Origin of the sequence: Pseudomonas tritici (genome assembly GCF_014268275.3) — a bacterium.
Classification (GTDB): domain Bacteria; phylum Pseudomonadota; class Gammaproteobacteria; order Pseudomonadales; family Pseudomonadaceae; genus Aquipseudomonas; species Aquipseudomonas tritici.
The window spans coordinates 2,930,345-2,955,219 of the sequence record NZ_CP077084.1; the positions used below are offsets into that span (position 1 = coordinate 2,930,345).

The 24,875-nt window shown below is 60.2% G+C and carries 20 protein-coding genes; 8 read left to right on the plus strand and 12 right to left on the minus strand.

Features of this window, described 5'->3' with window-relative positions:
- Window position 1 precedes the first annotated feature (1 nt).
- From HU722_RS13065 to gloB, 5 genes are all read right to left on the minus strand, one after another.
- Window positions 2-1,078 carry a microcin C ABC transporter permease YejB gene (locus HU722_RS13065; protein ID WP_049708685.1) on the minus strand — a complete coding sequence of 359 codons (1,077 nt, stop codon included), beginning with the start codon at window positions 1,076-1,078 and terminating at the stop codon, window positions 2-4.
- Window positions 1,079-2,923: an extracellular solute-binding protein gene (locus HU722_RS13070; protein WP_186754626.1), complete on the minus strand. Its 1,845-nt coding sequence runs from the start codon at window positions 2,921-2,923 to the stop codon at window positions 1,079-1,081.
- A complete protein-coding gene (locus tag HU722_RS13075) occupies window positions 2,920-4,749 on the minus strand; it encodes an extracellular solute-binding protein (protein WP_065891248.1) in 1,830 nt (609 codons plus the stop codon). Before HU722_RS13075 ends, HU722_RS13070 begins: the two co-directional genes overlap by 4 nt.
- Window positions 4,750-4,983: 234 nt before the next feature.
- Window positions 4,984-6,393, minus strand: coding sequence for a lytic transglycosylase domain-containing protein (locus HU722_RS13080; protein WP_065876130.1), 1,410 nt, complete (start codon window positions 6,391-6,393; stop codon window positions 4,984-4,986).
- Window positions 6,394-6,491: 98 nt separating this feature from the next.
- Window positions 6,492-7,259 carry a hydroxyacylglutathione hydrolase gene (gene gloB / locus HU722_RS13085; RefSeq protein ID WP_186754625.1) on the minus strand — a complete coding sequence of 256 codons (768 nt, stop codon included), beginning with the start codon at window positions 7,257-7,259 and terminating at the stop codon, window positions 6,492-6,494.
- Window positions 7,260-7,324: 65 nt separating this feature from the next.
- On the opposite strand from gloB, the gene HU722_RS13090 reads away from it, so the two are divergent.
- The 5 genes from HU722_RS13090 to HU722_RS13110 all read left to right on the plus strand — a co-directional run bounded on the left by HU722_RS13090 (window position 7,325) and on the right by HU722_RS13110 (window position 12,588).
- Window positions 7,325-8,083, plus strand: a complete 759-nt coding sequence (locus HU722_RS13090) for a class I SAM-dependent methyltransferase (protein ID WP_065876132.1) — start codon at window positions 7,325-7,327, stop codon at window positions 8,081-8,083.
- Window positions 8,084-8,113: 30 nt separating this feature from the next.
- Window positions 8,114-8,566 carry a ribonuclease HI gene (gene rnhA, locus HU722_RS13095; protein ID WP_010210917.1) on the plus strand — a complete coding sequence of 151 codons (453 nt, stop codon included), beginning with the start codon at window positions 8,114-8,116 and terminating at the stop codon, window positions 8,564-8,566.
- A 70-nt stretch (window positions 8,567-8,636) separates the two neighbouring features.
- A complete protein-coding gene (gene dnaQ / locus HU722_RS13100) occupies window positions 8,637-9,377 on the plus strand; it encodes a DNA polymerase III subunit epsilon (protein ID WP_175403081.1) in 741 nt (246 codons plus the stop codon).
- A gap of 371 nt (window positions 9,378-9,748) precedes the next feature.
- The gene (locus HU722_RS13105; protein WP_065876134.1) at window positions 9,749-12,004 is read left to right on the plus strand and encodes an Orn/Lys/Arg family decarboxylase; all 2,256 of its coding nucleotides are present in this window, start codon (window positions 9,749-9,751) and stop codon (window positions 12,002-12,004) included.
- 8 nt (window positions 12,005-12,012) lie between these two features.
- Window positions 12,013-12,588, plus strand: a complete 576-nt coding sequence (locus tag HU722_RS13110) for a GNAT family N-acetyltransferase (protein ID WP_065876146.1) — start codon at window positions 12,013-12,015, stop codon at window positions 12,586-12,588.
- Window positions 12,589-12,590: 2 nt separating this feature from the next.
- Here HU722_RS13110 and HU722_RS13115 read toward each other — a convergent pair whose 3' ends face one another.
- Complete coding sequence (locus HU722_RS13115; RefSeq protein ID WP_065876135.1) at window positions 12,591-13,484, minus strand: LysR substrate-binding domain-containing protein; 894 nt, start codon at window positions 13,482-13,484, stop codon at window positions 12,591-12,593.
- A 109-nt stretch (window positions 13,485-13,593) separates the two neighbouring features.
- On the opposite strand from HU722_RS13115, the gene HU722_RS13120 reads away from it, so the two are divergent.
- Window positions 13,594-13,938, plus strand: coding sequence for a hypothetical protein (locus HU722_RS13120; protein WP_065876136.1), 345 nt, complete (start codon window positions 13,594-13,596; stop codon window positions 13,936-13,938).
- 61 nt (window positions 13,939-13,999) lie between these two features.
- Here the strand turns inward: HU722_RS13120 and HU722_RS13125 are convergent, their stop codons facing one another.
- Entirely contained in the window at window positions 14,000-14,236 is a 237-nt protein-coding gene (locus HU722_RS13125; protein ID WP_016979714.1) for a hypothetical protein, read from the minus strand.
- Window positions 14,237-14,463: 227 nt separating this feature from the next.
- Between HU722_RS13125 and HU722_RS13130 the strand changes: the two genes are divergently transcribed.
- The gene (locus HU722_RS13130) at window positions 14,464-15,021 is read left to right on the plus strand and encodes an NADPH-dependent FMN reductase (RefSeq protein ID WP_049708674.1); all 558 of its coding nucleotides are present in this window, start codon (window positions 14,464-14,466) and stop codon (window positions 15,019-15,021) included.
- A gap of 128 nt (window positions 15,022-15,149) precedes the next feature.
- Here the strand turns inward: HU722_RS13130 and poxB are convergent, their stop codons facing one another.
- The 3 genes from poxB to HU722_RS13145 form a co-directional block, all read right to left on the minus strand.
- Window positions 15,150-16,874 carry a ubiquinone-dependent pyruvate dehydrogenase gene (gene poxB / locus HU722_RS13135; protein ID WP_065876137.1) on the minus strand — a complete coding sequence of 575 codons (1,725 nt, stop codon included), beginning with the start codon at window positions 16,872-16,874 and terminating at the stop codon, window positions 15,150-15,152.
- 252 nt (window positions 16,875-17,126) lie between these two features.
- On the minus strand, window positions 17,127-17,621 hold the full coding sequence (locus tag HU722_RS13140) for a DUF934 domain-containing protein (RefSeq protein WP_048727764.1): 495 nt from the start codon (window positions 17,619-17,621) through the stop codon (window positions 17,127-17,129).
- Entirely contained in the window at window positions 17,605-19,263 is a 1,659-nt protein-coding gene (locus HU722_RS13145; RefSeq protein ID WP_065881088.1) for a nitrite/sulfite reductase, read from the minus strand. The genes HU722_RS13140 and HU722_RS13145 overlap by 17 nt, the downstream gene beginning before the upstream one ends.
- Window positions 19,264-19,673: 410 nt before the next feature.
- On the opposite strand from HU722_RS13145, the gene HU722_RS13150 reads away from it, so the two are divergent.
- A complete protein-coding gene (locus tag HU722_RS13150) occupies window positions 19,674-20,735 on the plus strand; it encodes an ABC transporter substrate-binding protein (protein ID WP_065881086.1) in 1,062 nt (353 codons plus the stop codon).
- On the opposite strand, the gene HU722_RS13155 is transcribed toward HU722_RS13150, so the two are convergent.
- Window positions 20,732-20,950 (minus strand): DUF2970 domain-containing protein, encoded by a 219-nt coding sequence (locus HU722_RS13155; protein ID WP_065876141.1) that lies wholly within the window; start codon window positions 20,948-20,950, stop codon window positions 20,732-20,734. The two genes, HU722_RS13150 and HU722_RS13155, sit on opposite strands and share 4 nt — an antisense overlap.
- 206 nt (window positions 20,951-21,156) lie before the next feature.
- Entirely contained in the window at window positions 21,157-24,867 is a 3,711-nt protein-coding gene (gene metH, locus HU722_RS13160; protein ID WP_065946419.1) for a methionine synthase, read from the minus strand.
- Window positions 24,868-24,875: the final 8 nt, after the last annotated feature.

A 24,875-nucleotide genomic window follows, 5' to 3' on the forward strand; every position in this document is an offset into this window, starting at 1 on the left:
CTCAATGCTCCCGGCTGGCAAAGTCGATACGCGGATCGACCAGGGTGTAGGTGAGGTCGCCGATCAGTTTTACGATCAGCCCCAGCAAGGTGAAGATAAACAGCGTGCCGAACACCACCGGGTAGTCGCGGTTGATCGCCGCTTCAAAGCTCATCAGGCCCAGGCCGTCGAGGGAGAAGATCACCTCCACCAACAGCGAACCGGTAAAGAAAATACCGATAAACGCCGACGGGAAACCGGCGATCACCAGCAACATCGCATTGCGGAATACATGGCCGTAGAGCACGCGGTGGTTGGTCAGGCCCTTGGCTTTGGCGGTGACCACGTACTGCTTGTTGATTTCGTCGAGAAAGCTGTTCTTGGTCAGCAGGGTCATGGTGGCGAAGTTGCCGATCACCAACGCGGTGATCGGCAGCGCCAGGTGCCAGAAGTAATCTAGGATCTTGCCGCCCCAGCTCAGCTCGTCGAAGTTGTTCGACGTAAGTCCGCGCAAGGGGAACCAGTCGAAATAACTGCCCCCGGCAAACACCACGATCAACAGGATCGCAAACAGGAACGCCGGGATTGCGTAGCCAACGATGATTGCCGAACTGGTCCACACGTCGAAATGGCTGCCATGCCGCGTGGCCTTGGCGATCCCCAGGGGGATCGACACCAGGTACATGATCAGCGTGCTCCATAACCCAAGGGAAATCGACACCGGCATCTTTTCCTTGATCAGGTCGATGACCTTGGCGTCACGGAAGAAACTATCGCCAAAATCCAGCGTGGCGTAGTTCTTGACCATGATCCACAAGCGTTCCGGCGCCGATTTGTCGAAGCCGTACATCTTTTCGATTTCCTTGATCAGCGCCGGGTCCAGGCCCTGCGCGCCGCGGTAGCTGCTGGAGCCGGCCACCGAGACCTCGGCGCCGCCACCGGCTATGCGGCTGGTGGCGCCTTCAAAGCCTTCAAGCTTGGCGATCATCTGTTCCACCGGCCCACCGGGAGCGGCCTGGATGATGACGAAGTTGATCAGCAGAATTCCGAACAGCGTGGGGATGATCAGCAACAGGCGACGAAAGATATAGGCCAGCATTTAATCGCCTCCGCTCGCCGAATCGGCGCTCGTGTTTGTGCTTGTGTCTAGGGTGACAGCCGGTTTGACGTCGGGTTTTGCCCACCAGGTGGCGGTGCCGACGTCGTAGCGCGGCGGGACTTTGGGGTGACCCAGATGGTCCCAGTACGCCACGCGGAAGGTCTTGATGTGCCAGTTGGGAATCACGTAGTAGCCGAACTGCAGTACGCGGTCCAGGGCCTTGGCATGGGCCACCAGGCTTTTGCGCGAATCGGCGTCGATCAGCTCTTCCACCAGTTGGTCGACGGCCGGGTCCTTGAGGCCCATGTAGTTACGGCTGCCGGGTTTGTCGGCGCTTGAAGACTTCCAGAATTCCCGTTGTTCGTTACCCGGCGAGGTGGATTGCGGAAAGCTGCCCACCAGCATGTCGAAGTCCCGCGAGCGAATGCGGTTGACGAATTGCGAGACGTCAACCCGGCGGATCACCAGGTCGATGCCCAGGTCGGCCAGGTTGCGCTTGAACGGCAGCAGGATACGTTCGAACTCGGTCTGCGCAAGCAGGAACTCAATGGTCACCGGTTTGCCGGTGGTGTCGACCATCTTGTCATCGACAATGCGCCAGCCGGCTTCCTGCAACAGTTGGTAGGCTTCGCGCTGCTGTGTACGGATCATGCCGCTGCCGTCGGTTTTGGACGGTTCAAACGCCTGGGTGAAAACTTCGGGCGGGATCTTATCGCGCAGGGGCTCGAGGATTTTCAGCTCATCCGGGCCGGGCAGGCCGGTGGCCGCCATCTCCGAGTTTTCAAAGTAGCTGCGGGTGCGCGTGTAGGCGCCGTTGAACAGCTGTTTGTTGCTCCACTCGAAATCCAGCAGCAGGCTGATGGCCTTGCGCACGCGCACGTCCTGGAACATCGGCTTGCGCATGTTGAACACAAAACCTTGCATGCCGGTAGGGTTGCCGTTGGGGATCTCTTCCTTGATCAAACGGCCTTCTTTGACTGCCGGGATGTTGTAGGCGTTGGCCCAGTTCTTCGCGCTGAATTCCAGCCAGTAGTCGAACTGCCCGGCCTTCAAGGCCTCCAGGGACACGGTGCTGTCGCGGTAGTAGTCGGTGATGCGGTTATCGAAGTTGTAGAAACCTTTGGCGACCGGCAGGTCCTTGGCCCAGTAGTCTTTGACCCGCTCGTAGCGGATCATGCGCCCGGCCTTGACCTCGGCCACTTTGTACGGCCCGCTGCCCAGTGGTATCTCGAGGTTGCCCTTGGCAAAGTCGCGGGTCGCCCACCAATGCTTGGGCAATACCGGCAATTGCCCGAGGATCAGCGGCAACTCGCGGTTGTTGGTGCGCTTGAACTTGAACAACACCTTCAGTGGGTCTTCGGCGATCACTTCGTCGACGTCGGCGTAATAGGTGCGGTAGATCGGCGAGCCGTCCTTGATCAACTCCTGAAAGGTAAACACCACGTCTTCGGCGCGGATCGGGTGGCCGTCGTGGAAGCGTGCCTCGGGGCGCAGGTAGAAACGCACCCAGCTGTTGTCCGGGGCTTTTTCGATCTTGCCGGCGACCAGTCCATATTCGGTGATCGGCTCATCCAGGCTTTGCATGGCCAGGGTGTCGTAGATCAGGCCCAGGTTGTCGGCCGGCACGCCCTTGCTGATGTAGGGGTTGAGGCTGTCGAAACCGCCCATGGCCGACTCTCGGAACGTGCCGCCCTTGGGCGCTTGCGAGTTGACGTAGTCGAAGTGCTTGAAGTCGGCCGGGTACTTCGGCGGTTCGTTGTAAAGCGTCAGTGCATGTTGCGGAGCGGCATGGGCGGCGGTGCACAGCAGCAGGCTGCCGAGCAGTGCGTTGCGCAAATACATCATTGGGCTTTCTCCGAAGCTTTCAGCCACCATGCGCTCAGGCCCAGGGTATAGGGCGGCGTGGTGACAAAGGCGAACCGGTTGCGGTAGGCCAGGCGATGATAGTTGAGGTACCAATTGGGAATGCTGTAGTGCTGCCACAGCAACACGCGGTCCAGGGCACGGCCGGCGGCCAGTTGCTCTTCGCGGGTCTGCGCCGCCAGCAGTTGTTCCAGCAAGTGATCGACAATGGGGTTGTTGATGCCGGCGTAATTCTTGCTGCCCTTGATCGCGGCCTGGCTGGAGTGGAAGTACTGCCACTGCTCAAGGCCCGGGCTCAGGGTCTGGTTGAGGGTGATCAGGATCATGTCGAAGTCGAATTGATCCAGGCGCTGCTTGTACTGGGCGCGGTCGACGGTGCGCAGGCGCGCGTCGATGCCAATGCTGATCAGGTTCTCGACATAGGGCTGCAGGATGCGCTCAAGGTTCGGGTTGACCAGCAGGATTTCGAAGCGCAGCGGTTGCCCATCCTTGTTCAGCAGGCGCTGACCCGATAGCTTCCAGCCGGCTTCACCGAGCAGGGTGAGCGCATGGCGCATCGTCTCGCGGGGGATGCCGCGACCATCGGTCTGCGGCAGGCTGAACGGCTGGGTAAGCAGGCTGGTCGGCAACTGCTCGCGGTACGGTGAGAGCATCAGCCACTCACGGCCGGTTGGAACACCGGTAGCGGCGAATTCGCTGTTGGGGTAGTAGCTCAAGGTGCGTTTATAGGCATTGCTGAAGAGGGTGCGGTTGGTCCATTCAAAGTCGAACATCAGCCCCAGTGCTTCGCGCACCTTGGTCTGGCTGAAGGTTGGCCGACGGGTGTTCATGAACAGGCCCTGGCTCTGGGTCGGGATCTGGTGGGCAATCTGCGCTTTGATCACATCGCCACGGTTCACCGCCGGGAAGTTGTAGCCATTGGCCCAGTTCTTGGCCTGGTGTTCGATATAGATATCGAATTCGCCGGCCTTGAAGGCTTCGAAGGCCACATCGCTGTCGCGATAGAACTCCACTTCGACCCTGTCATAGTTATAGAAGCCCTGGTTGACCGGCAGGTCTTTGCCCCAGTAATCCTTGACCCGTTCGAACACCAGTTGCCGGCCTGGGCTGACTTTGCTGATGCGGTATGGCCCGCTGCCCAACGGCGGTTCGAAGGTGGTGGCCTTGAAATCGCGATTTTTCCAGTAGTGCTGGGGCAATACCGGCAACTCGCCCAGGCGCAGGATCAGCAGCGGGTTGCCGGCGCGCTTGAACACAAAGCGGATGCGGTGACGATTGAGGATGTCCACCCGCGCCACTTCCTGCAGGTTGGTGCGGTATTGCGGGTGGCCTTCGGTGAGCAGGGTGCGATAGGAAAACGCCACATCATAGGCGGTGATCGGCTTGCCATCGTGGAAGCGTGCTTCCGGGCGCAGGTTGAACACCACCCAACTGCGGTCCTCGCTGTACTCCACCGACTGGGCGATCAGCCCGTAGCTGGAGGTGGGTTCGTCGCCGGAGGGCGCGTACTGGCCGGTACCGACCATCAACGGCTCGTTCAGCTCATTTATGCCGTATTGCAGGAAATTGGGGGTGGAAACCGGGCTGGAGCCCTTGAAGGTATAGGGGTTGAGCGTATCGAAGGTGCCAAAGGCCATTACCCGCAATGTCCCGCCTTTCGGCGCTGCAGGGTTTACCCAGTCGAAGTGGGTGAATTTGGCCGGGTACTTGAGCCTGCCGAACTGCGTATACCCGTGGCTCTCGGTAATCGTCGCGTTCGCACCAAAGCTCAAGGCCAGACTTATTAGTAGAAGGAGGGGACGCTTCAAGTCAGAGATCCGATCCAGGCGGCTTGGGCTTTATGATCGGTACAGTAACAGCTTGTTCCGGTTGGAAAAAGGCCGTTGGGAAGGCCCTTTGAGGGCTGGCGCGGTATTGAATGGTGTGAAGATCAAATGTGGGAGCTGGCTCGCCTGCGATAACATCACCTGGGTGTCATTGATACACCGCGGTGTCTGCATCGCAGGCAAGCCAGCTCCCACACAAGCCAGCTCTCATGCGGCTTATCTTGGTCCGGAAACCACCAGCATCTGCCCCGGCTTGAGCGCCTGGCCAGTGCGTGGGTTCCAACGCTTGAGATGTTGCATCTCGACGTTGAAGCGCTTGGCGACGATATACAGCGAGTCGCCTTTCTTGACCTTGTATTGCACCGGCTTCTTGCTACTGGCTACCGCGCGGCGGGTGTCCTGCATCACCAGGGTCTGGCCGACCTTGAGGGCCTGGCCGTTGAGCTGGTTCCAACGTTGCAGGTCATGCACGTCGACCTTGTTGGCCTTGGCAATCAGCGTCAGATTGTCACCCGTACGCACCTTGTAGCTGCGGGTACGCCCGGCAACCCGTGCGGTCTCAACTTCGTCGAACACCTGCTTTTTCGGACGCATCGCCAGTAATTCTTCCGGCTTCATCGTCGAAAGGGTGCTGGTGAGCAGTTGCGCCTTGGAACTTGGCACCAGCAGATGCTGCGGGCCGTCCAGGGTGGTGCGCTGTTTCAGGGCCGGGTTGAGCTGGAACAATTCGTCTTCGTCGATCTCGGCCAGCGCGGCAACCCGTGACAGGTCCATGCTTTGCTTGACTTCAACCACTTCGAAGTACGGTGTGTTGGCAATCGGGTTCAGGTTGACGCCGTAGGCTTCCGGCGCCAGCACTACCTGGGACAGCGCCAGGAACTTGGGCACGTAGTCCTTGGTTTCCTGGGGCAGCGGCAAGTTCCAGTAGTCGGTCGGCAGGCCGAGCTTCTCGTTGCGCTCGATCGCCCGGCTCACCGTACCTTCGCCGGCGTTATAGGCAGCCAGGGCCAGCAACCAGTCACCGTTGAACATGTCGTGAAGGCGGGTCAGGTAGTCCAGGGCGGCGGTGGTGGAAGCAGTGATATCGCGGCGGCCGTCGTAGGCGCGGGTCTGGCGCAGGTTGAAGTAGCGCCCGGTGGAGGGAATGAACTGCCACAGGCCGACCGCATCGCTGCGCGAGTAGGCCATTGGGTTATAGGCACTTTCAATCACTGGCAGCAGCGCCAGCTCCAGGGGCATGTTGCGTTCTTCAAGGCGTTCGACGATGTAATGAATGTAGAGGCTGCCGCGTTCGCCGGCGTTTTCCAGGAAGGAGGGGTTGCTGGCGAACCACAGGCGCTGTTGCTCGATGCGCGGGTTGACGCCTACGCCGTCCTGCAATTGAAAGCCGCGTCGCATGCGTTCCCAGACGTCTTGTGGGACTTCGGGAGCAGGCTTCTCTGAAAGCCAGATGACGGGTTTCTGTTTGATCTTGGCGGTAAGGTTTGGCTTGGGTTGCACGGTGGATTGTGCGGTGAAATTGTTTGATTGGCAGCCCGCCAGCGTGGCGGACACAGCCACCGCCACAGCTTGAGCCAGGCGGGTCAATGCGTCTGAATGGTTGGATTTACGAATAGATGACGACATTGGCTGGAAGTAAGTTCCGGGCAAAAATGTCGGGCGATTCTAGAAAGCGCTTTGGTTCCGGTCAACCATTCAGAAATTACGTATCAGATTGCTTCCTGTTAGAACTTATCTTTCCAGGCCCTCAAGCTAGCAAACACCTCGGCCCCAGAGCGGTTGTCGCGCCCATTCCGTTCGTCCGCTTTTTGTTTAACGGATGTTTCAGAGGTGCGCAGAAAGGGGTTGGTGCGCCTTTCCAGGGCCAGGTTGGAAGGCAACGTGATCTCGCCGCGGGCCCGCAGTTGAAGGACGTTTTCCACGCGTTCGGCGATATCGGCGTTGTGGGGTTCCACCGCCTGGGCAAACTTGAGGTTACTTTGTGTGTATTCGTGGGTGCAGTACACCAAGGTATCGGCAGGCAGCGCGGCCAGACGCTCAAGAGAGGTATACATCTGTTCTGGCGTGCCTTCGAACAGGCGCCCGCAACCGGCGGCGAACAGGGTGTCGCCACAAAACAGCACGCCTGGGTGATAAAAGGCGATATGGCCCAGCGTATGGCCAGGCACTGTATAAATGTCGAAGTCCCAGCCGAGCACCGTGATGCGGTCATTGTCGTTCAACGCTACGTCCCGCGCCGGGATCATCTCGTTGGCCGGGCCGGAGACCTTGGCGTCGGTAGCACCTTTGAGCTGTTCGACACCGCCGACATGATCATGGTGATGATGGGTAATCAGGATGTCGCTGAGGGCCCAGCCAGGGTTTTGCTCGAGCCAGGCCAGTACGGGCGCGGCGTCGCCGGGGTCGACCACGGCGCAGCGCTGGGTGCGGGGGTCTTGTAACAACCAGATGTAGTTATCGGTGAAGGCGGGCAGGGCAGTGATCTGTATCATTCTTCGATTCGCCAAGCTGAACACATTGGTGCATCTTAGAACGTCTAGGCGAGTTGGAGAATGCAATGACTGATAAAGCGTTCGCCCAGGCCGATCCTGAGTGGCTGGCCCTGATCAGCGCAGCCCGTGAATGGCTGTCCGGACCCATCGGGCAATTTCTGCTGGACGAAGAACGGCGCATGCTCGAAGACGAGTTGGGCCGGTTCTTTGGTGGCTACCTGGTGCATTACGGACCATCAGCCGAAACGCCACCCACCGCGCCCCAGGTGCAACGCAATGTGCGCCTGGGCGCACCGCTGCCGGGGGTGGAGATTGTGTGCGAGGAACAGGCCTGGCCGTTGAGCGAGCACGCCGCCGACGTGGTGGTGTTGCAGCATGGCCTGGATTTCTGCCTGTCACCCCACGGTTTGTTGCGCGAAGCAGCGAGCAGTGTGCGCCCCGGTGGCCATTTGCTGATTGTGGGCATCAACCCCTGGAGCAGTTGGGGCCTGCGCCATGTGTTTGCCCATGACGGCCTGCGCCAGGCGCGCTGCATCTCGCCGCAACGGGTGGGGGACTGGCTGAACCTGCTGGGCTTCGCGCTGGAGAAACGCCGCTTCGGGTGCTATCGTCCGCCGCTTGCTTCGACCAAGTGGCAAGGCCGCCTGGCTGGCTGGGAGCGCCGCGCAGGTGCCTGGCAGCTGTCGGGCGGCGGCTTCTATTTATTGGTCGCACGCAAGATCGTGGTCGGGCTGCGGCCGGTGCGTCAGGTACGTCGCGAGCCTATCGGCAAGCTGGTGCCGATGCCGCTGGCCAAGGTCAGCCGTGAGCAAAGCGATACGTAACTTCTTTTTTGAATTCAGACCGAGCAACCGATGACCGATAGCGTAGAACTCTTCACCGATGGCGCCTGCAAGGGCAACCCGGGCCCTGGCGGCTGGGGCGCACTGCTGGTGTGCAAGGGCGTGGAGAAGGAATTGTGGGGCGGTGAACCCAACACCACCAACAACCGCATGGAGCTGATGGGCGCCATTCGTGGCCTGGAAGAACTCAAGCGCCGCTGCAACGTGCTGCTGGTGACCGACTCGCAGTACGTGATGAAGGGCATCAACGAGTGGATGGTCAACTGGAAGAAGCGTGGTTGGAAGACCGCGGCCAAGGAACCGGTTAAAAATGCTGACCTGTGGCAACTGCTCGATGAGCAATGCAATCGCCACGACATCACCTGGAAGTGGGTGCGTGGTCACATTGGCCACCCTGGCAACGAACGTGCCGACCAACTGGCCAACCGTGGCGTGGACGAAGTGCGCGGCTACAAGCAGAGCTGATGCCGGCTCACGTGTTAACATCGCGCCCTTTGATTCACACCACACCGTTGAGAGCTGAACCCTGATGGCCATCCGATCTGTTGTACTCGATACCGAAACCACCGGCATGCCGGTGACTGACGGCCACCGGATCATTGAAATCGGCTGTGTCGAACTGATGGGCCGCCGCCTCACCGGGCGTCACTTCCACGTCTACCTGCAACCGGACCGGGACAGTGACGAAGGCGCGATCGGCGTCCACGGCATCACTGACGAATTCCTCAAGGGCAAGCCGCGCTTTGCCGAAGTCGCCGATGAGTTTTTCGATTTCATCAATGGCGCCCAGCTGATCATCCATAACGCAGCGTTCGACGTCGGCTTCATCAATAACGAGTTTGCCCTGATGGGGCAGACGGATCGCGCCGACATCTCCAAGCACTGCTCGATCCTCGACACCCTGATGATGGCCCGTGAGCGTCACCCGGGCCAACGCAACAGCCTCGATGCCTTGTGCAAACGTTATGGCGTCGATAACTCCGGCCGTGAACTCCACGGCGCCTTGCTCGACTCCGAGATCCTCGCCGACGTTTACCTGACCATGACCGGCGGGCAGACCAGCCTGTCCCTGGCCGGCAATGCGTCCGATGGCAATGGTTCGGCGGAAGGTTCGGGCAACCGCCCTTCGGAAATCCGCCGCTTGCCGGCGGATCGCAAGCCGACCCCGATTATCCGCGCCAGTGAGCAAGACCTGGCCGAGCATGCGGCGCGGTTGGAGGCGATTGCCAAGTCAGCGGGTGCGCCGGCATTGTGGACCCAGCTGACCCAGCAATAACCCCAAGACTGAACACGGTCCAATGTGGGAGCTGGCTTGCCTGCGATAGCCATAGGTATCTACACATCTAGCGCAGAGCCTCGGCGTAGCAGCTGTCGAGCCTTGGCGAGGCTGCGTCAGCGGTGTGTCAGACAGACCGCAAACGCAGCCTCGCCAAGGCTCGACAGCTGCTACGCAATATCACATTTAGAATGTGTAGATACCTATGCTGCGATAGCGGTGGGCCAGCTGGCCTGACTGTTGCTGATACACCGCCATCGCAGGCAAGTCAGCTCCCACGCTTGATCTCCATTGCTTTCAAAATCTTCATTCGCGTCATCGCCCCCTAGCTTCTACCCTTGAGTGCATAGCCCTCAGGACTCCACGCCCTTATGTACAAAGACCTGAAGTTCCCCATCCTCATCGTGCACCGCGACATCAAGGCCGACACCGTCGCCGGTGACCGGGTCCGAGGTATCGCCCGGGAGTTGGAACAAGAGGGCTTCAGTATCTTTTCCGCCGTGGACTACGCCGAAGGCCGGCTGGTGGCTTCTACCCATCATGGCTTGGCCTGCATGCTGATCGCCGCCGAAGGTGCTGGCGAGAACACCCACCTGCTGCAAAACATGGTCGAACTGATCCGCCTGGCGCGGTTACGGGCGCCGAACCTGCCGATCTTTGCCTTGGGCGAGCAAGTCACCCTGGAAAACGCGCCGGCCGACGCCATGAGCGAACTCAACCAACTGCGCGGCATTCTCTACCTGTTCGAAGACACCGTGCCGTTCCTTGCCCGGCAAGTCGCCCGCGCGGCCCGCACTTACCTGGATGGCCTGTTGCCGCCGTTCTTCAAAGCGTTGGTGCAACACACCGCCGACTCCAACTATTCCTGGCACACCCCCGGCCATGGCGGTGGCGTGGCCTATCGAAAAAGTCCGGTGGGGCAGGCGTTTCATCAGTTTTTTGGGGAAAATACCCTGCGCTCGGACCTGTCCGTCTCGGTGCCGGAACTGGGCTCGCTGCTGGATCACACCGGCCCGCTGGCCGAAGCCGAAGCCCGCGCGGCACGCAATTTTGGCGCCGACCACACCTTCTTCGTGATCAACGGCACGTCCACCGCCAACAAAATCGTCTGGCATTCCATGGTCGGCCGCGATGACTTGGTGCTGGTAGACCGCAACTGCCACAAGTCGGTGTTGCACTCGATCATCATGACCGGCGCGATCCCGTTGTACCTGTGCCCGGAGCGCAACGAACTGGGGATCATCGGGCCGATTCCCCTGAGCGAATTCAGCCCCGAGTCGATCCGCGCCAAGATCGACGCCAGCCCGCTGACCCGTGGCCGAGCGCCGAAAGTGAAGATGGCGGTGGTCACCAATTCCACCTACGACGGCCTGTGTTACAACGCCGAGCTGATCAAGCAGGAATTGGGCAACAGCGTCGAGGTGCTGCACTTTGACGAAGCCTGGTATGCCTATGCGGCGTTTCACGAGTTCTTTGCCGGGCGCTACGGCATGGGCACGTCGCGCACGCCGGACAGTCCGTTGGTGTTCACCACTCACTCCACCCACAAACTGCTGGCAGCCTTCAGCCAGGCCTCGATGATCCACGTGCAGGACGGCGGTGCGCGCCAGCTGGACCGTGATCGTTTCAACGAAGCGTTCATGATGCATATCTCAACCTCGCCGCAATACAGCATTATCGCTTCGTTGGACGTGGCTTCAGCGATGATGGAAGGCCCGGCCGGGCGCTCGCTGTTACAGGAAATGTTCGATGAAGCCTTGAGTTTCCGCCGTGCCCTGGCCAACCTGCGCCAACACATTGCCGCCGAGGACTGGTGGTTTTCCATCTGGCAGCCGCCGTCGGTGGCGGGTATCGATCGGGTGGTGACCGCCGATTGGCTGTTGCATCCTCAGGACGATTGGCATGGCTTTGGTGATGTGGCCGAGGACTACGTGCTGCTGGACCCGATAAAAGTGACACTGGTGATGCCCGGCCTGACCGCCGGCGGCGCTCTGAGCGATTGCGGGATTCCTGCTGCGGTGGTCAGCAAATTCCTGTGGGAGCGTGGCCTGGTAGTGGAAAAAACCGGGTTGTATTCCTTCCTCGTACTGTTCTCCATGGGTATTACCAAAGGCAAATGGAGTACCCTGCTCACCGAATTGCTGGAGTTCAAGCGCAGTTACGACGCCAATGTCAGCCTGGCCAATTGTTTGCCATCGGTCTTTGCACAAGGGCCGGCGCGCTATCAGGGCCTGGGTTTGCGCGACCTGTGCGATCAATTGCACAGCTGTTACCGCAGCAATGCCACCGCCAAACACCTCAAGCGCATGTACACGGTGTTACCGGAAATTGCGATGAAACCGGCCGACGCCTACGACCAATTGGTAAGAGGTGAAGTCGAAGCGGTATCGATTGACGCCTTGCCAGGGCGCATCGCAGCAGTAATGCTGGTGCCGTATCCACCTGGCATTCCATTGATTATGCCGGGCGAGCGGTTTACCGATTCGACGCGCTCGATCATCGACTACCTGGCCTTTGCCCGGACGTTCGATAGCAGTTTTCCCGGTTTTGTCGCCGATGTTCATGGGTTACAACACGAAGATGACGGCAGTGGTCGTTGTTACACCGTCGATTGCATCAAGGGTTAAGAATGTTTATGCAAGCTGTAATGAACCCGAAGTATCCGGGGCTCAGTGTACGGGTCGCTGACGAAGGTTTTGATGCCTACGTGTGGGGCAATGACTTCAGCTTTGAGGTCAGCGCCTATGGGCAGCCGCAGATGGGCGCGCGGGTCGATCAATGGCCCGTGGAGCGCATCGTGCCGTACCGCAAGTGCTATGGCATTGATCCGGAGGAGTTCGCCAGTTTTCGCGATGCGCCCGACAGCGCGATCTTCATGGCCTACCTGGACGACCGCCCGGTCGGGCATATCGTGGTCAGTACCAATTGGAACGGCTATGCCCATGTCGATGAACTGGCGGTGGTCTTGCCCGCACGGCGTCATGGGGTGGCCAAGGCATTGCTGGATGTGGCGCAGTTCTGGAGCCGCAAGAAAAACCTGCCCGGCATGATGCTGGAAACCCAGAACAACAACCTCGGCGCCTGCCGTTTGTATGAACGTTGTGGCTACGTGATGGGGGGCATTGACCACCTGCGCTATCGCGGCATCGATCCGCAAACCCGCGAAGTGGCGATCTTCTGGTATCGGTTATTCAAAAGCGAAGTCAAATAGGCTTAGCCCACCAACAGGCCTTCAGCCTTCTGCGTCACGATCTCCAGCAGTGCATTCAGCGCCGGGGAAGTCACGCCATCCTTGAGGGTCAGCGCATACAGGTTGACCATGATCGGCGGCGACACCGGGCACGCATCCAGCCCGGCTTCACGCGCGCCAAACGCGGTGAACGGGTCAACCACCGCCAAGCCTTCTCCCGCTTCCACCATGCTGCGCATCATTTGATAGGTCTGTACGCGCGTCTGCACCACCGGCAGCGGGCGCAACGCTTGCAGCTTGGCGTCCAGCTGGCGGCTGAGCGGGTCCTGGCCCTCCAGGCCAATCATCGATTGCCCCGCCAGGTCCTGCAGCGCGATGTACTTTTGCTTGGGTTTGAGCCAGCCATGGGGCGCGAGCAATTGCAGCTTGCCCTGGGCCAGTACGGTGCTGTGGATCTGTGGGTGTTCCGGGTCATGCAGGCTTAAACCGACGTCAGCCTCGTGCAGCAGCAGGCTCCTGACGATCTCCCGTGTCGGCTGGCTCGACAGGTTGCACGGTGTGTCCTGGAAGCGTCGGCGCAGCACCGCAATACTGTGCGGCAACAGTTGGTTGGCCAGGGGCGGCGTGCACAGGGCGCGGAGGGTCGGGGCGTGATGGTGTTTCAAGCGACTGGCCAGGCGTTGCACCGGCTCCAGCGCCTCGTACACATGGGCGATTTCCGCCTGCAGCTCCAGGGTTTCCCGCGTCGCCTGCAATCGCCCACGGACGCTGGCGAACAGCATAAAGCCCAATTGCGCCTCGGCTTCCTTGAGCGCCGCGTCCACGTCGCCCACGGGGAGTTGCAACCACTCGGCGGCCAAGCCTGGGTGTCCGGTCTGCAAGATGGCCTGAATCACTTCGATATGACGTAAACGCATCGCCGGAGTCTATGTGCAGCGCGCCGCGTATTCAATAGAATGGCTACACTGATCATCAATGACCACAGCCGGCTACCGGCATTAACAACAAAAACAGGTCTGGTCTCAAATGCCTCTACCCTCGATATTCCTCGGGGTAACGGCCAAGCAACTGCTGGTTCTGGTGACCGTAGGGTGCGTGGCTGCTTATCTCTTCAATACCCAAAGCGAAACCACGCCGGAAAACCTGGCACTTGAAACGTTTATCCGTTCCCAGGAACAGGTGGCCGAACAGGTGGGGGCAGTCCTTGGCATTGAGTTGGTCAGGCAGGTGGACGCGCATCCCGGTTACAACTCGGCGGGCTACCAGCGTTCGATGTTTGCGGTGGAAGGCGAGCGTGGGCGGGTAGTGGTGACGTTGAAAAAGGTCGAGGGGGAGCAGGGCATTGAAGTCACGGAGATCCGCCGCCCGTGATCACCCCAGCCCAGTCAATGCCATCAATGGCCAGGACTGAGCAGGTGGATAGGGCGAGATCTTATGAAGCGAGGGTGGTTTGCGATTCGCGCACGAGAATGGTGCCCGACTGAATCAACTTGAATTCGTCGCCTTCCAGTTTCTCTACACGGTCGCCAATGGCCAGCTTGTAGGTGGTGGTAGGTGCCGAGCCAGCCAGGTCGCCTTGCGCCGGGTTGGATTCCTGGAACTCATGCACCGAATACACGCGTCCTTCTGCGTCTCTGGCATGAAACTGTCCGACTAGTACTGCTGCCATCTGTTTAGAACCTCTGGAGATAAACACTCGATTTGCGGTTCTGTAGACCGTTATGGAGCGGGGTAGTTTACTTACGGAATAAAAATACTATTCGCTGATCTTTTTGGACGCTTCCTACACGTTGTAGGGCGATGCAAACGTCCGGAGGAGGAGCAAAACCTTCTGGTGAACATGCCGCGAAGACTTTATAACTACAAGTTCCTTTAGTCAGACGTCGAGAAACCCCAATGAGCAAGGTCTACACGGTAGCCGTCCTGGTTGGCAGCTTGAGAAAAGACTCGATTAACCGCAAGGTTGCCCTGGCATTGGCCGAACTGGCCCCTGCCAACCTGAAGTTGAACATCGTGGAAATTGGCGATTTGCCGCTCTACAACGAAGACATCGACGGCGCTGCACCGCCCGCAGCCTACAGCACTTTCCGCCAACAGGTGAGCTCATCCGACGCGGTGCTGTTTGTGACCCCGGAATACAACCGCTCCGTGCCCGCTCCGTTGAAGAATGCCATCGACGTGGGTTCTCGGCCGTACGGGCAGAGTGCCTGGAGCGGCAAGCCGGGTGCGATCATCAGCGTGTCGCCGGGGGCCATTGGTGGCTTTGGCGCCAATCATCATCTGCGCCAGTCCCTGGTGTTCCTGGATGTGTGGTGCATGCAGCAGCCGGAGGCCTACTTGGGTGGCGCTGGCAGTGTGTTTGATGAGGCGGGCAAAGTGTCGGAGAAGACCAAGCCGTTTTTGCAGGCGTTCATTGATGCCTACGGCAAGTGGGTGGAAAAACAGAAGGGCTGAGAACGCTGAAGATCCAATGTGGGAGCCGGGCTTGCCCGCGATAGCGTCAGCGCGATGCAGCAGTCAGATCGCGGTGATGCTATCGCAGGCAAGCCAGCTCCCACATTCGGACTGTGCCGACCTTTTGATCAGCGTAGCCAGTTAGTCCGCGCCAGTTCAATCACTTCATCACCGCGCCCGCTCATCACCGCCTTGAGCATATACAGGCTGAACCCCTTGGCCTGTTCCAGCTTGATCGTCGGTGGCATCACCAACTCCTGCGTCGCCGTGACCACATCCACCAACACCGGGCCGTCATGGGCCAGGGCGCGGCGCAACGCCGGTTCGAGGTCTTCGGATTGCTCCACGCGAATGCCTAGAATGCCCATCGCGTTGGACATAGCGGCAAAGTCCGGGTTTTTCAGTTCGGTGCCGGCATCCAGGTAACCCGCCGCCTTCATTTCCATGGCGACAAAGCCCAGGGACGAGTTATCGAACACGATGACTTTGACCGGCAGATTCAACTGCGCCAACGAGATGAAGTCGCCCATCAGCATGGCGAAACCGCCGTCACCGGACATTGAAATCACCTGGCGACCCGGGAAGGCTGCCTGCGCACCAATGGCCTGGGGCATGGCATTCGCCATCGAACCGTGGTTGAACGAACCGATCAGGCGGCGTTTGCCGTTCATCTTCAAATAGCGTGCCGCCCAGACAGTTGGCGAGCCGACGTCGGCAGTGAAGATCGCATCATCATCAGCCAGCTCGCTGAGCAGGCGCGCCACGTACTGCGGGTGGATTGGTCGATTGGCTTTCGACGGTTGAGCAAGATCGTCCAGCCCTTGGCGGGCCTTTTCATAGTGCTTCAAGGACGTTTCGAGAAAGCTGCGATCGGTCTTGCGTGTCAGGCGCGGTAGCAACGCGCCAATGGTTTCACTGACGTCAGCGGCGATGCCCAAGTCCAGCGTGGCACGACGGCCCAGCGCCTGCGGGTTGCGGTCAACCTGGATGATCTTCGCGTCAGTCGGGTAGAACTGACGGTACGGAAAGTCGGTGCCGAGCATGATCAAGGTGTCGCAGTCGAGCATCGCGTGGTAACCGGAGCTGAAGCCGATCAGGCCGGTCATGCCCACGTCGAACGGATTGTCCCACTCCACGTGCTCCTTGCCGCGCAGCGCATGCACCACGGGGGCGCCGAGTGCGTCGGCCAGGGCGACCACTTGGTCATGTGCGCCGGCACAGCCGCTGCCGCAGAGCAGGGTGGTTTTATGGCTGCTTTCAAGGATTTCGGTAAGGCGTTGCAGGTCCTGTTCAGCCGGCAACGTGCGTGGCGCGTGCAGAGCGGGCCAGGGTTTGAGCGTGTCTTCCACTTCCAGCAGCGAAACGTCGCCCGGAATCACTACCACCGCGACGCCGCGATTGAGGATCGCCGAGCGCATGGCGCGGTGCAGCACATGGGGCATCTGCTCGGGGTTGGTCACCAGCTCGATAAAGTGGCTGCACTCCTTGAACAGCTCCTGGGGATGGGTTTCCTGGAAGTAGTTGAGGCCGATCTCCGAGGACGGAATCTGCGCGGCAATCGCCAGCACCGGCACATGGTTGCGATGGCAGTCAAACAAGCCATTGATCAAGTGCAGGTTGCCCGGCCCGCAGCTGCCGGCGCAGACCGTCAGCTCCCCCGTGGCCGCGGCTTCGGCACCGGCGGCGAACGCGGCTACTTCTTCGTGGCGCACGTGCATCCACTCGATGCTGTCCATGCTGCGCAGGGCGTCGGTGAGGCCGTTGAGGCTGTCGCCGGTCAGGCCCCAGATGCGCTTGATGCCCGCCTGTTCAAGGGTGGTCGCCAATTGCTGGGCCAGGTTGATTTTCGCCATGAAGAACTCCAATCGTCAGTGAGGTTAAAAACTGCTGATCAATAGGGGACAGTTCGATCACGGCGAATGCTCCGCCTTTAATGTGAAGATTGCGTCAGAGAGGGACTTCACCGCCGATCCCCTGTGGGAACCGTCGAGCTTCAGCGAGGCCGCGATAGCGGTGGGGCAGGCGGCGAGGATTCGTTGATGAACCTCATCGCCAGTGCCCATAAAAAAGCCCTGGCATGCCAGGGCTTCTTCTTTCGCTAAGACTCAGCGACGACGAAACAACGGCAACGGTTCATCCGTTGCTGCCTGGTACGTCACGGAGAAGTCCTTGAGGCTTTCCAGCGCTTCGTACGGGTCTTTGTCGGCGCGCAGGGCGAAGGCATCGAACCCGCAGCGACGCAGGTAGAACAGTTGGTCGCGCAGTACGTCGCCAATGGCGCGCAACTCGCCCTTGTAACCGTAACGGTCACGCAACAGGCGCGCGTTGGAGTAGTTGCGACCGTCGGTGAAGGCCGGGAAGTTCAGGGCGATGACTTGGAAGTGTTCCACGTCGTCGCCGATCTCTTCGGCTTCTTCATCGGCGTCCAGCCACACACCCAGGCCGCCGTCGCGGGCCTTGAGGGCGTGGCCGTGTTCGCGCCACAGCGCCAACGGCACGATCAGGTCGTCGCAATTGGAGATGCCGTCGAAGCTCGCGTCCTTGGGCAGCAGGTGCCAAGTTTCGTCGAGGACCTCGTTGTTCTTAATGATTCGCTGCATAGACGCGCTCCTTGAACAGGTCAATGCCGATGCGCTGGTAGGTGTCGATGAAACGCTCATCTTCGGTGCGCTGTTCGATGTACACATCGATCAGTTTGCCGATCACCTCGGGCATGGCTTCCTGGGCGAAAGACGGGCCGAGGATCTTGCCCAGGCTCGCATCGCGGCTGGCGCTGCCACCCAGGGACACTTGGTAGAATTCTTCGCCTTTCTTGTCCACGCCCAGGATGCCGATGTGGCCGACGTGGTGGTGACCACAGGCGTTCATGCAACCGGAGATGTTCAGGTCCAGCTCGCCGATGTCGAACAGGTAGTCCAGGTCGTCGAAACGACGTTGGATCGATTCGGCGATCGGGATCGACTTGGCGTTGGCCAGGGAGCAGAAATCGCCACCCGGGCAGCAGATGATGTCGGTCAGCAGGCCGATGTTCGGCGTGGCGAAACCACCTTCGCGCAGCTCGCCCCACAGGGTGAACAATTGGCGCTGCTCAACGTCCGCGAGAATGATGTTCTGCTCGTGGGAGGTGCGCAGTTGGCCAAAGCTGTAGCGCTCGGCCAGGTCGGCGACGGCGTCCAGCTGCTTGTCGGTGATATCGCCCGGTGCAACGCCGGTAGGTTTCAGCGACAGGGTCACCGCGACATAACCCGGCTTCTTGTGCGCCAGGGTGTTGCGGGTACGCCAACGGGCGAAACCTGGGTGCTGCTGGTCGAGTGCCGCGAGCTCGGCGTCCTGATGCGTCAGGGCCTTGTACTCGGGATCAACGAAGTGTTTGGCTACGCGGTGCACTTCGGCTTCGGTCAGGGTGGTCTGGCCGCCGCGAAGGTGTTCCATCTCGGCGTCGACTTTCTGGGCAAACACCTCAGGGGTCAGCGCCTTGACCAGGATCTTGATCCGGGCCTTGTATTTGTTGTCACGACGGCCATAGCGGTTGTAGACCCGCAGGATGGCGTCGAGGTAGCTCAACAGGTCCTGCCACGGCAGGAACTCGTTGATAAACGCGCCGACCACCGGGGTCCGGCCAAGGCCACCACCCACCAGTACGCGGAAGCCCAGCTCACCGGCCGCGTTGTGCACCGGCTCCAGGCCGATATCGTGCACTTCGATGGCCGCGCGGTCCGAAGTCGAGCCGTTGAGGGCGATCTTGAACTTGCGCGGCAAGTAGGCGAATTCAGGGTGGAAAGTGGTCCACTGACGGATGATTTCGCACCAGGGGCGTGGGTCGATCAGTTCATCGGCTGCAACGCCGGCGAATTGGTCGGTGGTCACGTTACGCAGGCAGTTACCGCTGGTCTGAATCGCGTGCATCTGCACGGTCGCCAATTCAGCCAGGATGTCCGGCACATCTTCCAGCGCCGGCCAGTTGAACTGGACGTTCTGGCGGGTACTGATGTGGGCGTAGCCTTTGTCGAAGTCGCGGGCAATCTTGGCCATCATGCGCGTCTGGCGCGACGTCAGTTGGCCATAGGGCACGGCCACCCGCAGCATCGGCGCAAAGCGCTGCACATAGAGGCCATTTTGCAGGCGCAGAGGGCGGAACTCTTCTTCGCTCAGTTCACCTGCTAAGTAGCGTCGGGTCTGATCACGGAACTGCTTGACGCGGTCCTCGATGATGCGCTGATCGTATTCGTCGTATACGTACATATAGGTCCTGTTCTCGGCAAATCTGCGCGCACGGCCGCGCACTCCCAACGGAGCCGGCGCACGATACCAGTTTGCGTTTATGCGCAAAAGTGATGTTTGAGTATATGCAAATAACCAGATCGCCTAATGAGGGCCATTATCGAGATACCCACATTTGTCATGCGGGCAATCATCAACTTTACTGTGAGCGTGTTTGACTGCAATCACCTATAAAACCGACAAGAGGCGATGCGATGAGCAATCCTACAAAAGCCCGTAAACCCGACAGTACCGTTGATGCCTGGGCCATTCTGTTTTTGATCATCCTGGTGGTGGGAACTGCCGTGTTCTGGGTGAGCCACCAGTAAACGGCCTCGATTGACTGTCGCATTGACACTATCATGGCGGTCAATGTTCTAGGTTTGATAACCATGTTGAAGGTGCTGATTGCGTGTGTCTGGTGGCTGGGATCGGCGTATGGGGCAACGGCCCATGCCACGTCGGTTGTGTTTCTTAACCCGGGCATGTCGACGGAAACCTTCTGGGTCAGCTACACGCAATTCATGCAGGCCGGTGCCAAGGACCTCGGCCTGCATTTACGCGTGCGCTATTCCGAGCGCGATACCCAAAACACGCTGATCCAGGCCCGCGAGGCGCTGCAAGGCAACGAGCGGCCGGATTACCTGGTGCTGGTGAATGAACAATACGTTGCCCCGCAGATTCTGCGCATGGCCCAGGGCAGTGGGGTCAAGCTGCTGATGGTGAATAACGCGCTGACTGCCGACCAGGTGCAAATGCTCGGCCACGACGTCGATTGGCTCGGCAGCATCGTTCCCGACAACGAGCAGGCCGGTTACCTGATGCTCATTGATCTACTGCGCCAGCACGGCCCTGTCGCACCAGGCGAGAGCATTGAGTTGTTGGCCTTCTCCGGCGTCAAGAACACTCCGGCCGCGCAGCTGCGTGAACAGGGCCTGCATCGCGCCTTGGCCGAGCACCCCGAGGTGCGGCTGCGCCAGTTGGTCTATGGCGAATGGAGCCGTAAGCGCGCGTTCGAGCAAGCCACGCAACTGTTCAAGCGCTACCCGAAGACCGCGCTGGTGTGGTCGGCCAACGATGAGATGGCACTGGGTGCCATGCAGGCGCTGCAGGGCCGCGGGCAAATGCCGGGCAAGCACGTGTTGTTCAGTGCGGCCAACAACTCGCCGGAGATCTTGCAGGCGCGGTTGGACGGCCGACTGAGTACGCTGGTGGCCGGGCATTTCACCCTGGGCGGGTGGGCGATGGTGTTGATTCATGATGATGCCAAGGGCGTGAATATCGGTGCATACGGTGGGCGCGACCGCCAGGAGGCGTTATTCCAGCTGATTGATGCCGCCCAAGCGCAGCGCTTATTGGGGCCCACAGCGCGAGTTGATTTCCACGCACTGTCTGCCGTCGGCAAGCCGGTGCCCTACCGTTACCCCTTCAGCCTGCAACTGCTGCTGCGCTAGACCCCGGCCAGGAGCAGCACCAGCTTGACGATGCCGAACAACGCTAAGGCAAACACCGCTGTGAACAGAATGCCCAGCACCACAAAGTGGCTGGGCTTGCCGTGGGTAAAGTCGCGGGCGCGGTTCTTGCCACTCTGCACGCCAAAGGCGGCCGCCATGACGCTGTGCAGCATCTGCCAGAAAGTAGGGGGCTTGTTGTTGACTGGATCGTCCATAAATCCCTCGACACAAGGTGTGTGAGGGACAGCATAGCTGACGATGTTTAGATCTGTAGTGAGCGGGCTTGCCCCGCGCTGGCTGGCGAAGCCGCCCCAATCCAGCCATCTCGTTTTACCTGAAAGAACGCGGTGGCTATGTTGGGGCGGCTTCGCCACCCGGCGCGGGGCAAGCCCGCTCACTACAGAACCTGGGGGGCGGTCAATCAGTTGTCGTAACCCAGGTTCGGCGCCAGCCAGCGTTCAGTCACAGCAAGCTCCTGGCCTTTGCGTGCGGTGTAGCTCGTCACCTGGTCCTTGTCGACCTTACCCACGGCAAAGTACTGCGCCTGCGGATGGGCGAAGTACCAGCCGCTGACGGCTGCCGCCGGAAACATCGCGTAGTGCTCGGTGAGGAATACGCCGCTGCGGCCGGCCTGCATTTCGCGGGCCTCGGGATCGAGCAGTTGGAACAGTTGGGCTTTCTCGGTGTGATCCGGGCACGCGGGGTAGCCCGGGGCAGGGCGGATGCCGCTGTATTGCTCCTTGATCAGCGCTTCGTTATCCAGTTGCTCGTCCCTGGCGTAACCCCAGTAGTCCTTACGGACTTGTTGGTGCAGCCACTCGGCGCAGGCTTCGGCCAGGCGGTCGGCCAGGGCCTTGACCATGATTGAGTTGTAGTCGTCGCCAGCGTCCTGGTAGGCCTTGGCGACTTCTTCGGCACCGATGCCGGCGGTGGTGATGAAACCACCGATGTAGTCGGTTACACCGCTGTCTTTTGGCGCCACGAAGTCGGCTAGGGAGAAGTTCGGCTTGCCGTCGGTCTTGATGATCTGTTGACGCAGGTGATGCAGTTGGGCAATCGGCTGGCCGTCGTCGCCGTAGACTTCCAGGTCATCATCCTGCACCTGGTTGGTCGGCCAGAAGCCGAATACCGCGCGGGCGCTGATGAGCTTTTCGTCGATCAGCTTGGCGAGCATTTCCTGGGCGTCGGCGTACAACGCGGTGGCCGCTTCACCCACGACTTCATCGGTAAGGATGCGTGGGAATTTGCCGGCCAAGTCCCAGGAGATAAAGAACGGGGTCCAATCGATGTACTCGGCCAGCACCTTGAGGTCGATATTGTCCAGCACCCTGGAGCCGGTGAACGTCGGTTTGGCCGGGGTGTAGTTGCTCCAGTCGAACTGTGGCTTCTTGGCGATGGCCGCCGGGTAGCTCAGGCGTTCGGTCCGCGCGCTGCGGTTCGAGGTGCGCTCACGCACGTCGATGTATTCCAGGCGGGTTTTCTCGACGAAACCGGCCTTGAGTTCCTTGGACAGCAATTGCGTGGCCACGCCCACGGCGCGCGAGGCGTCGGTCACGTAGATCACCGCGTCGTTGCTGTACTTGGGCTCGATTTTCACCGCCGTGTGCGCCTTGGAGGTGGTGGCGCCACCGATCATCAGCGGCAGGTGGAAGTCCTGGCGCTGCATCTCACGGGCGACATGCACCATCTCGTCCAGGGACGGCGTGATCAGGCCTGACAGCCCGATGATGTCGCATTTCTGCTCCTTGGCCACCTGCAGGATCTTCTCCGCCGGCACCATCACGCCGAGGTCGACGATGTCATAGCCGTTGCACCCCAGCACCACGCCGACGATGTTCTTGCCGATGTCGTGCACGTCGCCTTTCACGGTGGCCATCAGGATCTTGCCCTTGGCTTCCGGCTTGTCGCCTTTTTCCAGTTCGATGAACGGAATCAAGTGGGCCACGGCCTGCTTCATCACACGGGCGGATTTCACCACCTGGGGCAGGAACATTTTGCCGGCGCCGAACAGGTCGCCGACGATGTTCATGCCGGACATCAGCGGGCCTTCGATCACTTCGATCGGGCGCGCGAATGACTGCCGGGATTCCTCGGTGTCGTCGACGATGTGGGTGGTGATGCCCTTGACCAGCGCATGTTCCAGACGTTTGTTGACCGGCCAGCCGCGCCATTCTTCGGTCTCGGCTTCCTTGACGCTGCCGTCGCCTTTGTACTTGTCGGCGATGGCGAGGAGCGCGTCGGTGCCTTCCGGGGTGCGGTTGAGCACCACGTCTTCCACGGCGTCACGCAGCTCGGCCGGGATCTGGTCGTAGATCTCCAACTGGCCGGCGTTGACGATACCCATGGTCAGGCCGTTGCGGATCGCGTACAGCAGGAACACCGAGTGGATCGCCTCACGCACCGGGTTGTTGCCACGGAACGAGAACGACACGTTGGACACGCCGCCGGAGGTCAGCGCATACGGCAGCTCGTCACGGATATAGGCACAGGCGTTGATAAAGTCGACGGCGTAGTTGTTGTGCTCTTCGATACCGGTGGCGACCGCGAAGATGTTCGGGTCGAAGATGATGTCTTCCGGCGGGAAGCCGACTTCATTCACCAGGATGTCGTAGGAGCGTTTGCAGATCTCTTTCTTGCGCGCTTCGGTGTCGGCCTGGCCGGCTTCGTCGAACGCCATCACCACCACGGCGGCGCCATAGCGCTTGCACAGCTTGGCGTGGTGAATGAACTGCTCGACGCCTTCCTTCATGCTGATTGAGTTGACGATGCCCTTGCCCTGGATGCACTTCAGGCCGGCCTCGATCACTTCCCACTTGGAGGAGTCGATCATGATCGGCACGCGAGAGATGTCCGGCTCGCCGGCAATCAGATTGAGGAAGGTCACCATGGCCTTCTTCGAATCGAGCATGCCCTCGTCCATGTTGATGTCGATCACCTGGGCGCCGGCTTCCACCTGCTGCAAGGCGACTTCCAGGGCTTCGGTGTAGTTGTCTTCACGGATCAGGCGGGCGAAACGCGCGGAACCGGTGATGTTGGTGCGCTCGCCGACGTTGACGAACAACGAGCTGCGATCAATCGTGAACGGCTCCAGGCCCGACAGGCGGCAGGCCTTGGGGATGTCCGGGATCTGGCGCGGCGCATAACCGGCCACGGCCTTGGCAATCGCTTCGATGTGGCCGGGTGTGGTGCCGCAGCAGCCGCCGACAATGTTGAGGAAGCCGCTTTGGGCGAACTCTTCGATGACCTTGGCGGTTTCCGACGGCAGTTCGTCGTACTCACCGAATTCGTTGGGAAGGCCGGCGTTGGGGTGCGCGGACACATGGGTGCTGGCTTTGTTCGACAACTCTTCCAGGTACGGGCGCAGTTCGCTGGCGCCCAAGGCGCAGTTGAGGCCCACGGAAATCGGCTTGGCGTGGCTGACGGAGTTCCAGAACGCTTCAGTGGTCTGGCCCGACAGGGTGCGGCCGGAGGCGTCGGTGATGGTGCCGGAGATCATGATCGGCAGTTCGATATTCAGCTCTTCAAACACACCCTGCACGGCGAAGATCGCCGCCTTGGCATTGAGGGTGTCGAAGATGGTCTCGATCAGGATCAGGTCGGCGCCGCCCTCGATCAGGCCTTTGGTGGCTTCGGTGTAGTTTTCCACCAGTTCATCAAAGGTCACGTTGCGGTAGCCGGGGTTGTTCACGTCGGGCGACAGCGAGCACGTACGGCTGGTCGGGCCGAGCACGCCAGCCACGAAACGCGGCTTGGCCGGGGTTTCCAGGGTCTTGGCATCAGCGACCTTGCGCGCCAGGCGAGCGCCTTCTACGTTGAGCTCGTAGGCCAGTTCTTCCATGCCGTAATCGGCCATGGAAACGCGAGTGGCATTGAAGGTGTTGGTTTCGAGGATGTCGGCACCGGCATCCAGGTAGGCTTTTTCAATACCGCCGATCACGTCCGGACGGGTGATCACCAGCAAATCGTTGTTTCCCTTGACGTCACTTGGCCAGTCCGCGAAGCGTTTGCCACGGTAGTCCTGTTCTTCCAGCTTGTAGCTCTGGATCATCGTGCCCATACCGCCATCGAGGATCAGGATACGTTCCTTGAGGGCTTGGTGAAGGGATTGCAGACGAGCGCTACGATCGGACATGGGACTAC

What these genes read in the sequence shown, in the direction of transcription:
- HU722_RS13155 (WP_065876141.1), bottom strand. Translation starts at nt 20,950, where the DNA reads ATGGACGATCCAGTCAACAACAAGCCCCCTACTTTCTGGCAGATGCTG.
- metH (WP_065946419.1), bottom strand. Translation starts at nt 24,867, where the DNA reads ATGTCCGATCGTAGCGCTCGTCTGCAATCCCTTCACCAAGCCCTCAAG.
- rnhA (WP_010210917.1), top strand. Translation starts at nt 8,114, where the DNA reads ATGACCGATAGCGTAGAACTCTTCACCGATGGCGCCTGCAAGGGCAAC.
- HU722_RS13130 (WP_049708674.1), top strand. Translation starts at nt 14,464, where the DNA reads ATGAGCAAGGTCTACACGGTAGCCGTCCTGGTTGGCAGCTTGAGAAAA.
- HU722_RS13115 (WP_065876135.1), bottom strand. Translation starts at nt 13,484, where the DNA reads ATGCGTTTACGTCATATCGAAGTGATTCAGGCCATCTTGCAGACCGGA.
- HU722_RS13150 (WP_065881086.1), top strand. Translation starts at nt 19,674, where the DNA reads ATGTTGAAGGTGCTGATTGCGTGTGTCTGGTGGCTGGGATCGGCGTAT.
- gloB (WP_186754625.1), bottom strand. Translation starts at nt 7,259, where the DNA reads ATGATACAGATCACTGCCCTGCCCGCCTTCACCGATAACTACATCTGG.
- HU722_RS13125 (WP_016979714.1), bottom strand. Translation starts at nt 14,236, where the DNA reads ATGGCAGCAGTACTAGTCGGACAGTTTCATGCCAGAGACGCAGAAGGA.
- HU722_RS13145 (WP_065881088.1), bottom strand. Translation starts at nt 19,263, where the DNA reads ATGTACGTATACGACGAATACGATCAGCGCATCATCGAGGACCGCGTC.
- HU722_RS13120 (WP_065876136.1), top strand. Translation starts at nt 13,594, where the DNA reads ATGCCTCTACCCTCGATATTCCTCGGGGTAACGGCCAAGCAACTGCTG.
- HU722_RS13105 (WP_065876134.1), top strand. Translation starts at nt 9,749, where the DNA reads ATGTACAAAGACCTGAAGTTCCCCATCCTCATCGTGCACCGCGACATC.
- HU722_RS13090 (WP_065876132.1), top strand. Translation starts at nt 7,325, where the DNA reads ATGACTGATAAAGCGTTCGCCCAGGCCGATCCTGAGTGGCTGGCCCTG.
- HU722_RS13070 (WP_186754626.1), bottom strand. Translation starts at nt 2,923, where the DNA reads ATGATGTATTTGCGCAACGCACTGCTCGGCAGCCTGCTGCTGTGCACC.
- HU722_RS13140 (WP_048727764.1), bottom strand. Translation starts at nt 17,621, where the DNA reads ATGCAGCGAATCATTAAGAACAACGAGGTCCTCGACGAAACTTGGCAC.
- poxB (WP_065876137.1), bottom strand. Translation starts at nt 16,874, where the DNA reads ATGGCGAAAATCAACCTGGCCCAGCAATTGGCGACCACCCTTGAACAG.
- HU722_RS13065 (WP_049708685.1), bottom strand. Translation starts at nt 1,078, where the DNA reads ATGCTGGCCTATATCTTTCGTCGCCTGTTGCTGATCATCCCCACGCTG.
- HU722_RS13080 (WP_065876130.1), bottom strand. Translation starts at nt 6,393, where the DNA reads ATGTCGTCATCTATTCGTAAATCCAACCATTCAGACGCATTGACCCGC.
- HU722_RS13110 (WP_065876146.1), top strand. Translation starts at nt 12,013, where the DNA reads ATGCAAGCTGTAATGAACCCGAAGTATCCGGGGCTCAGTGTACGGGTC.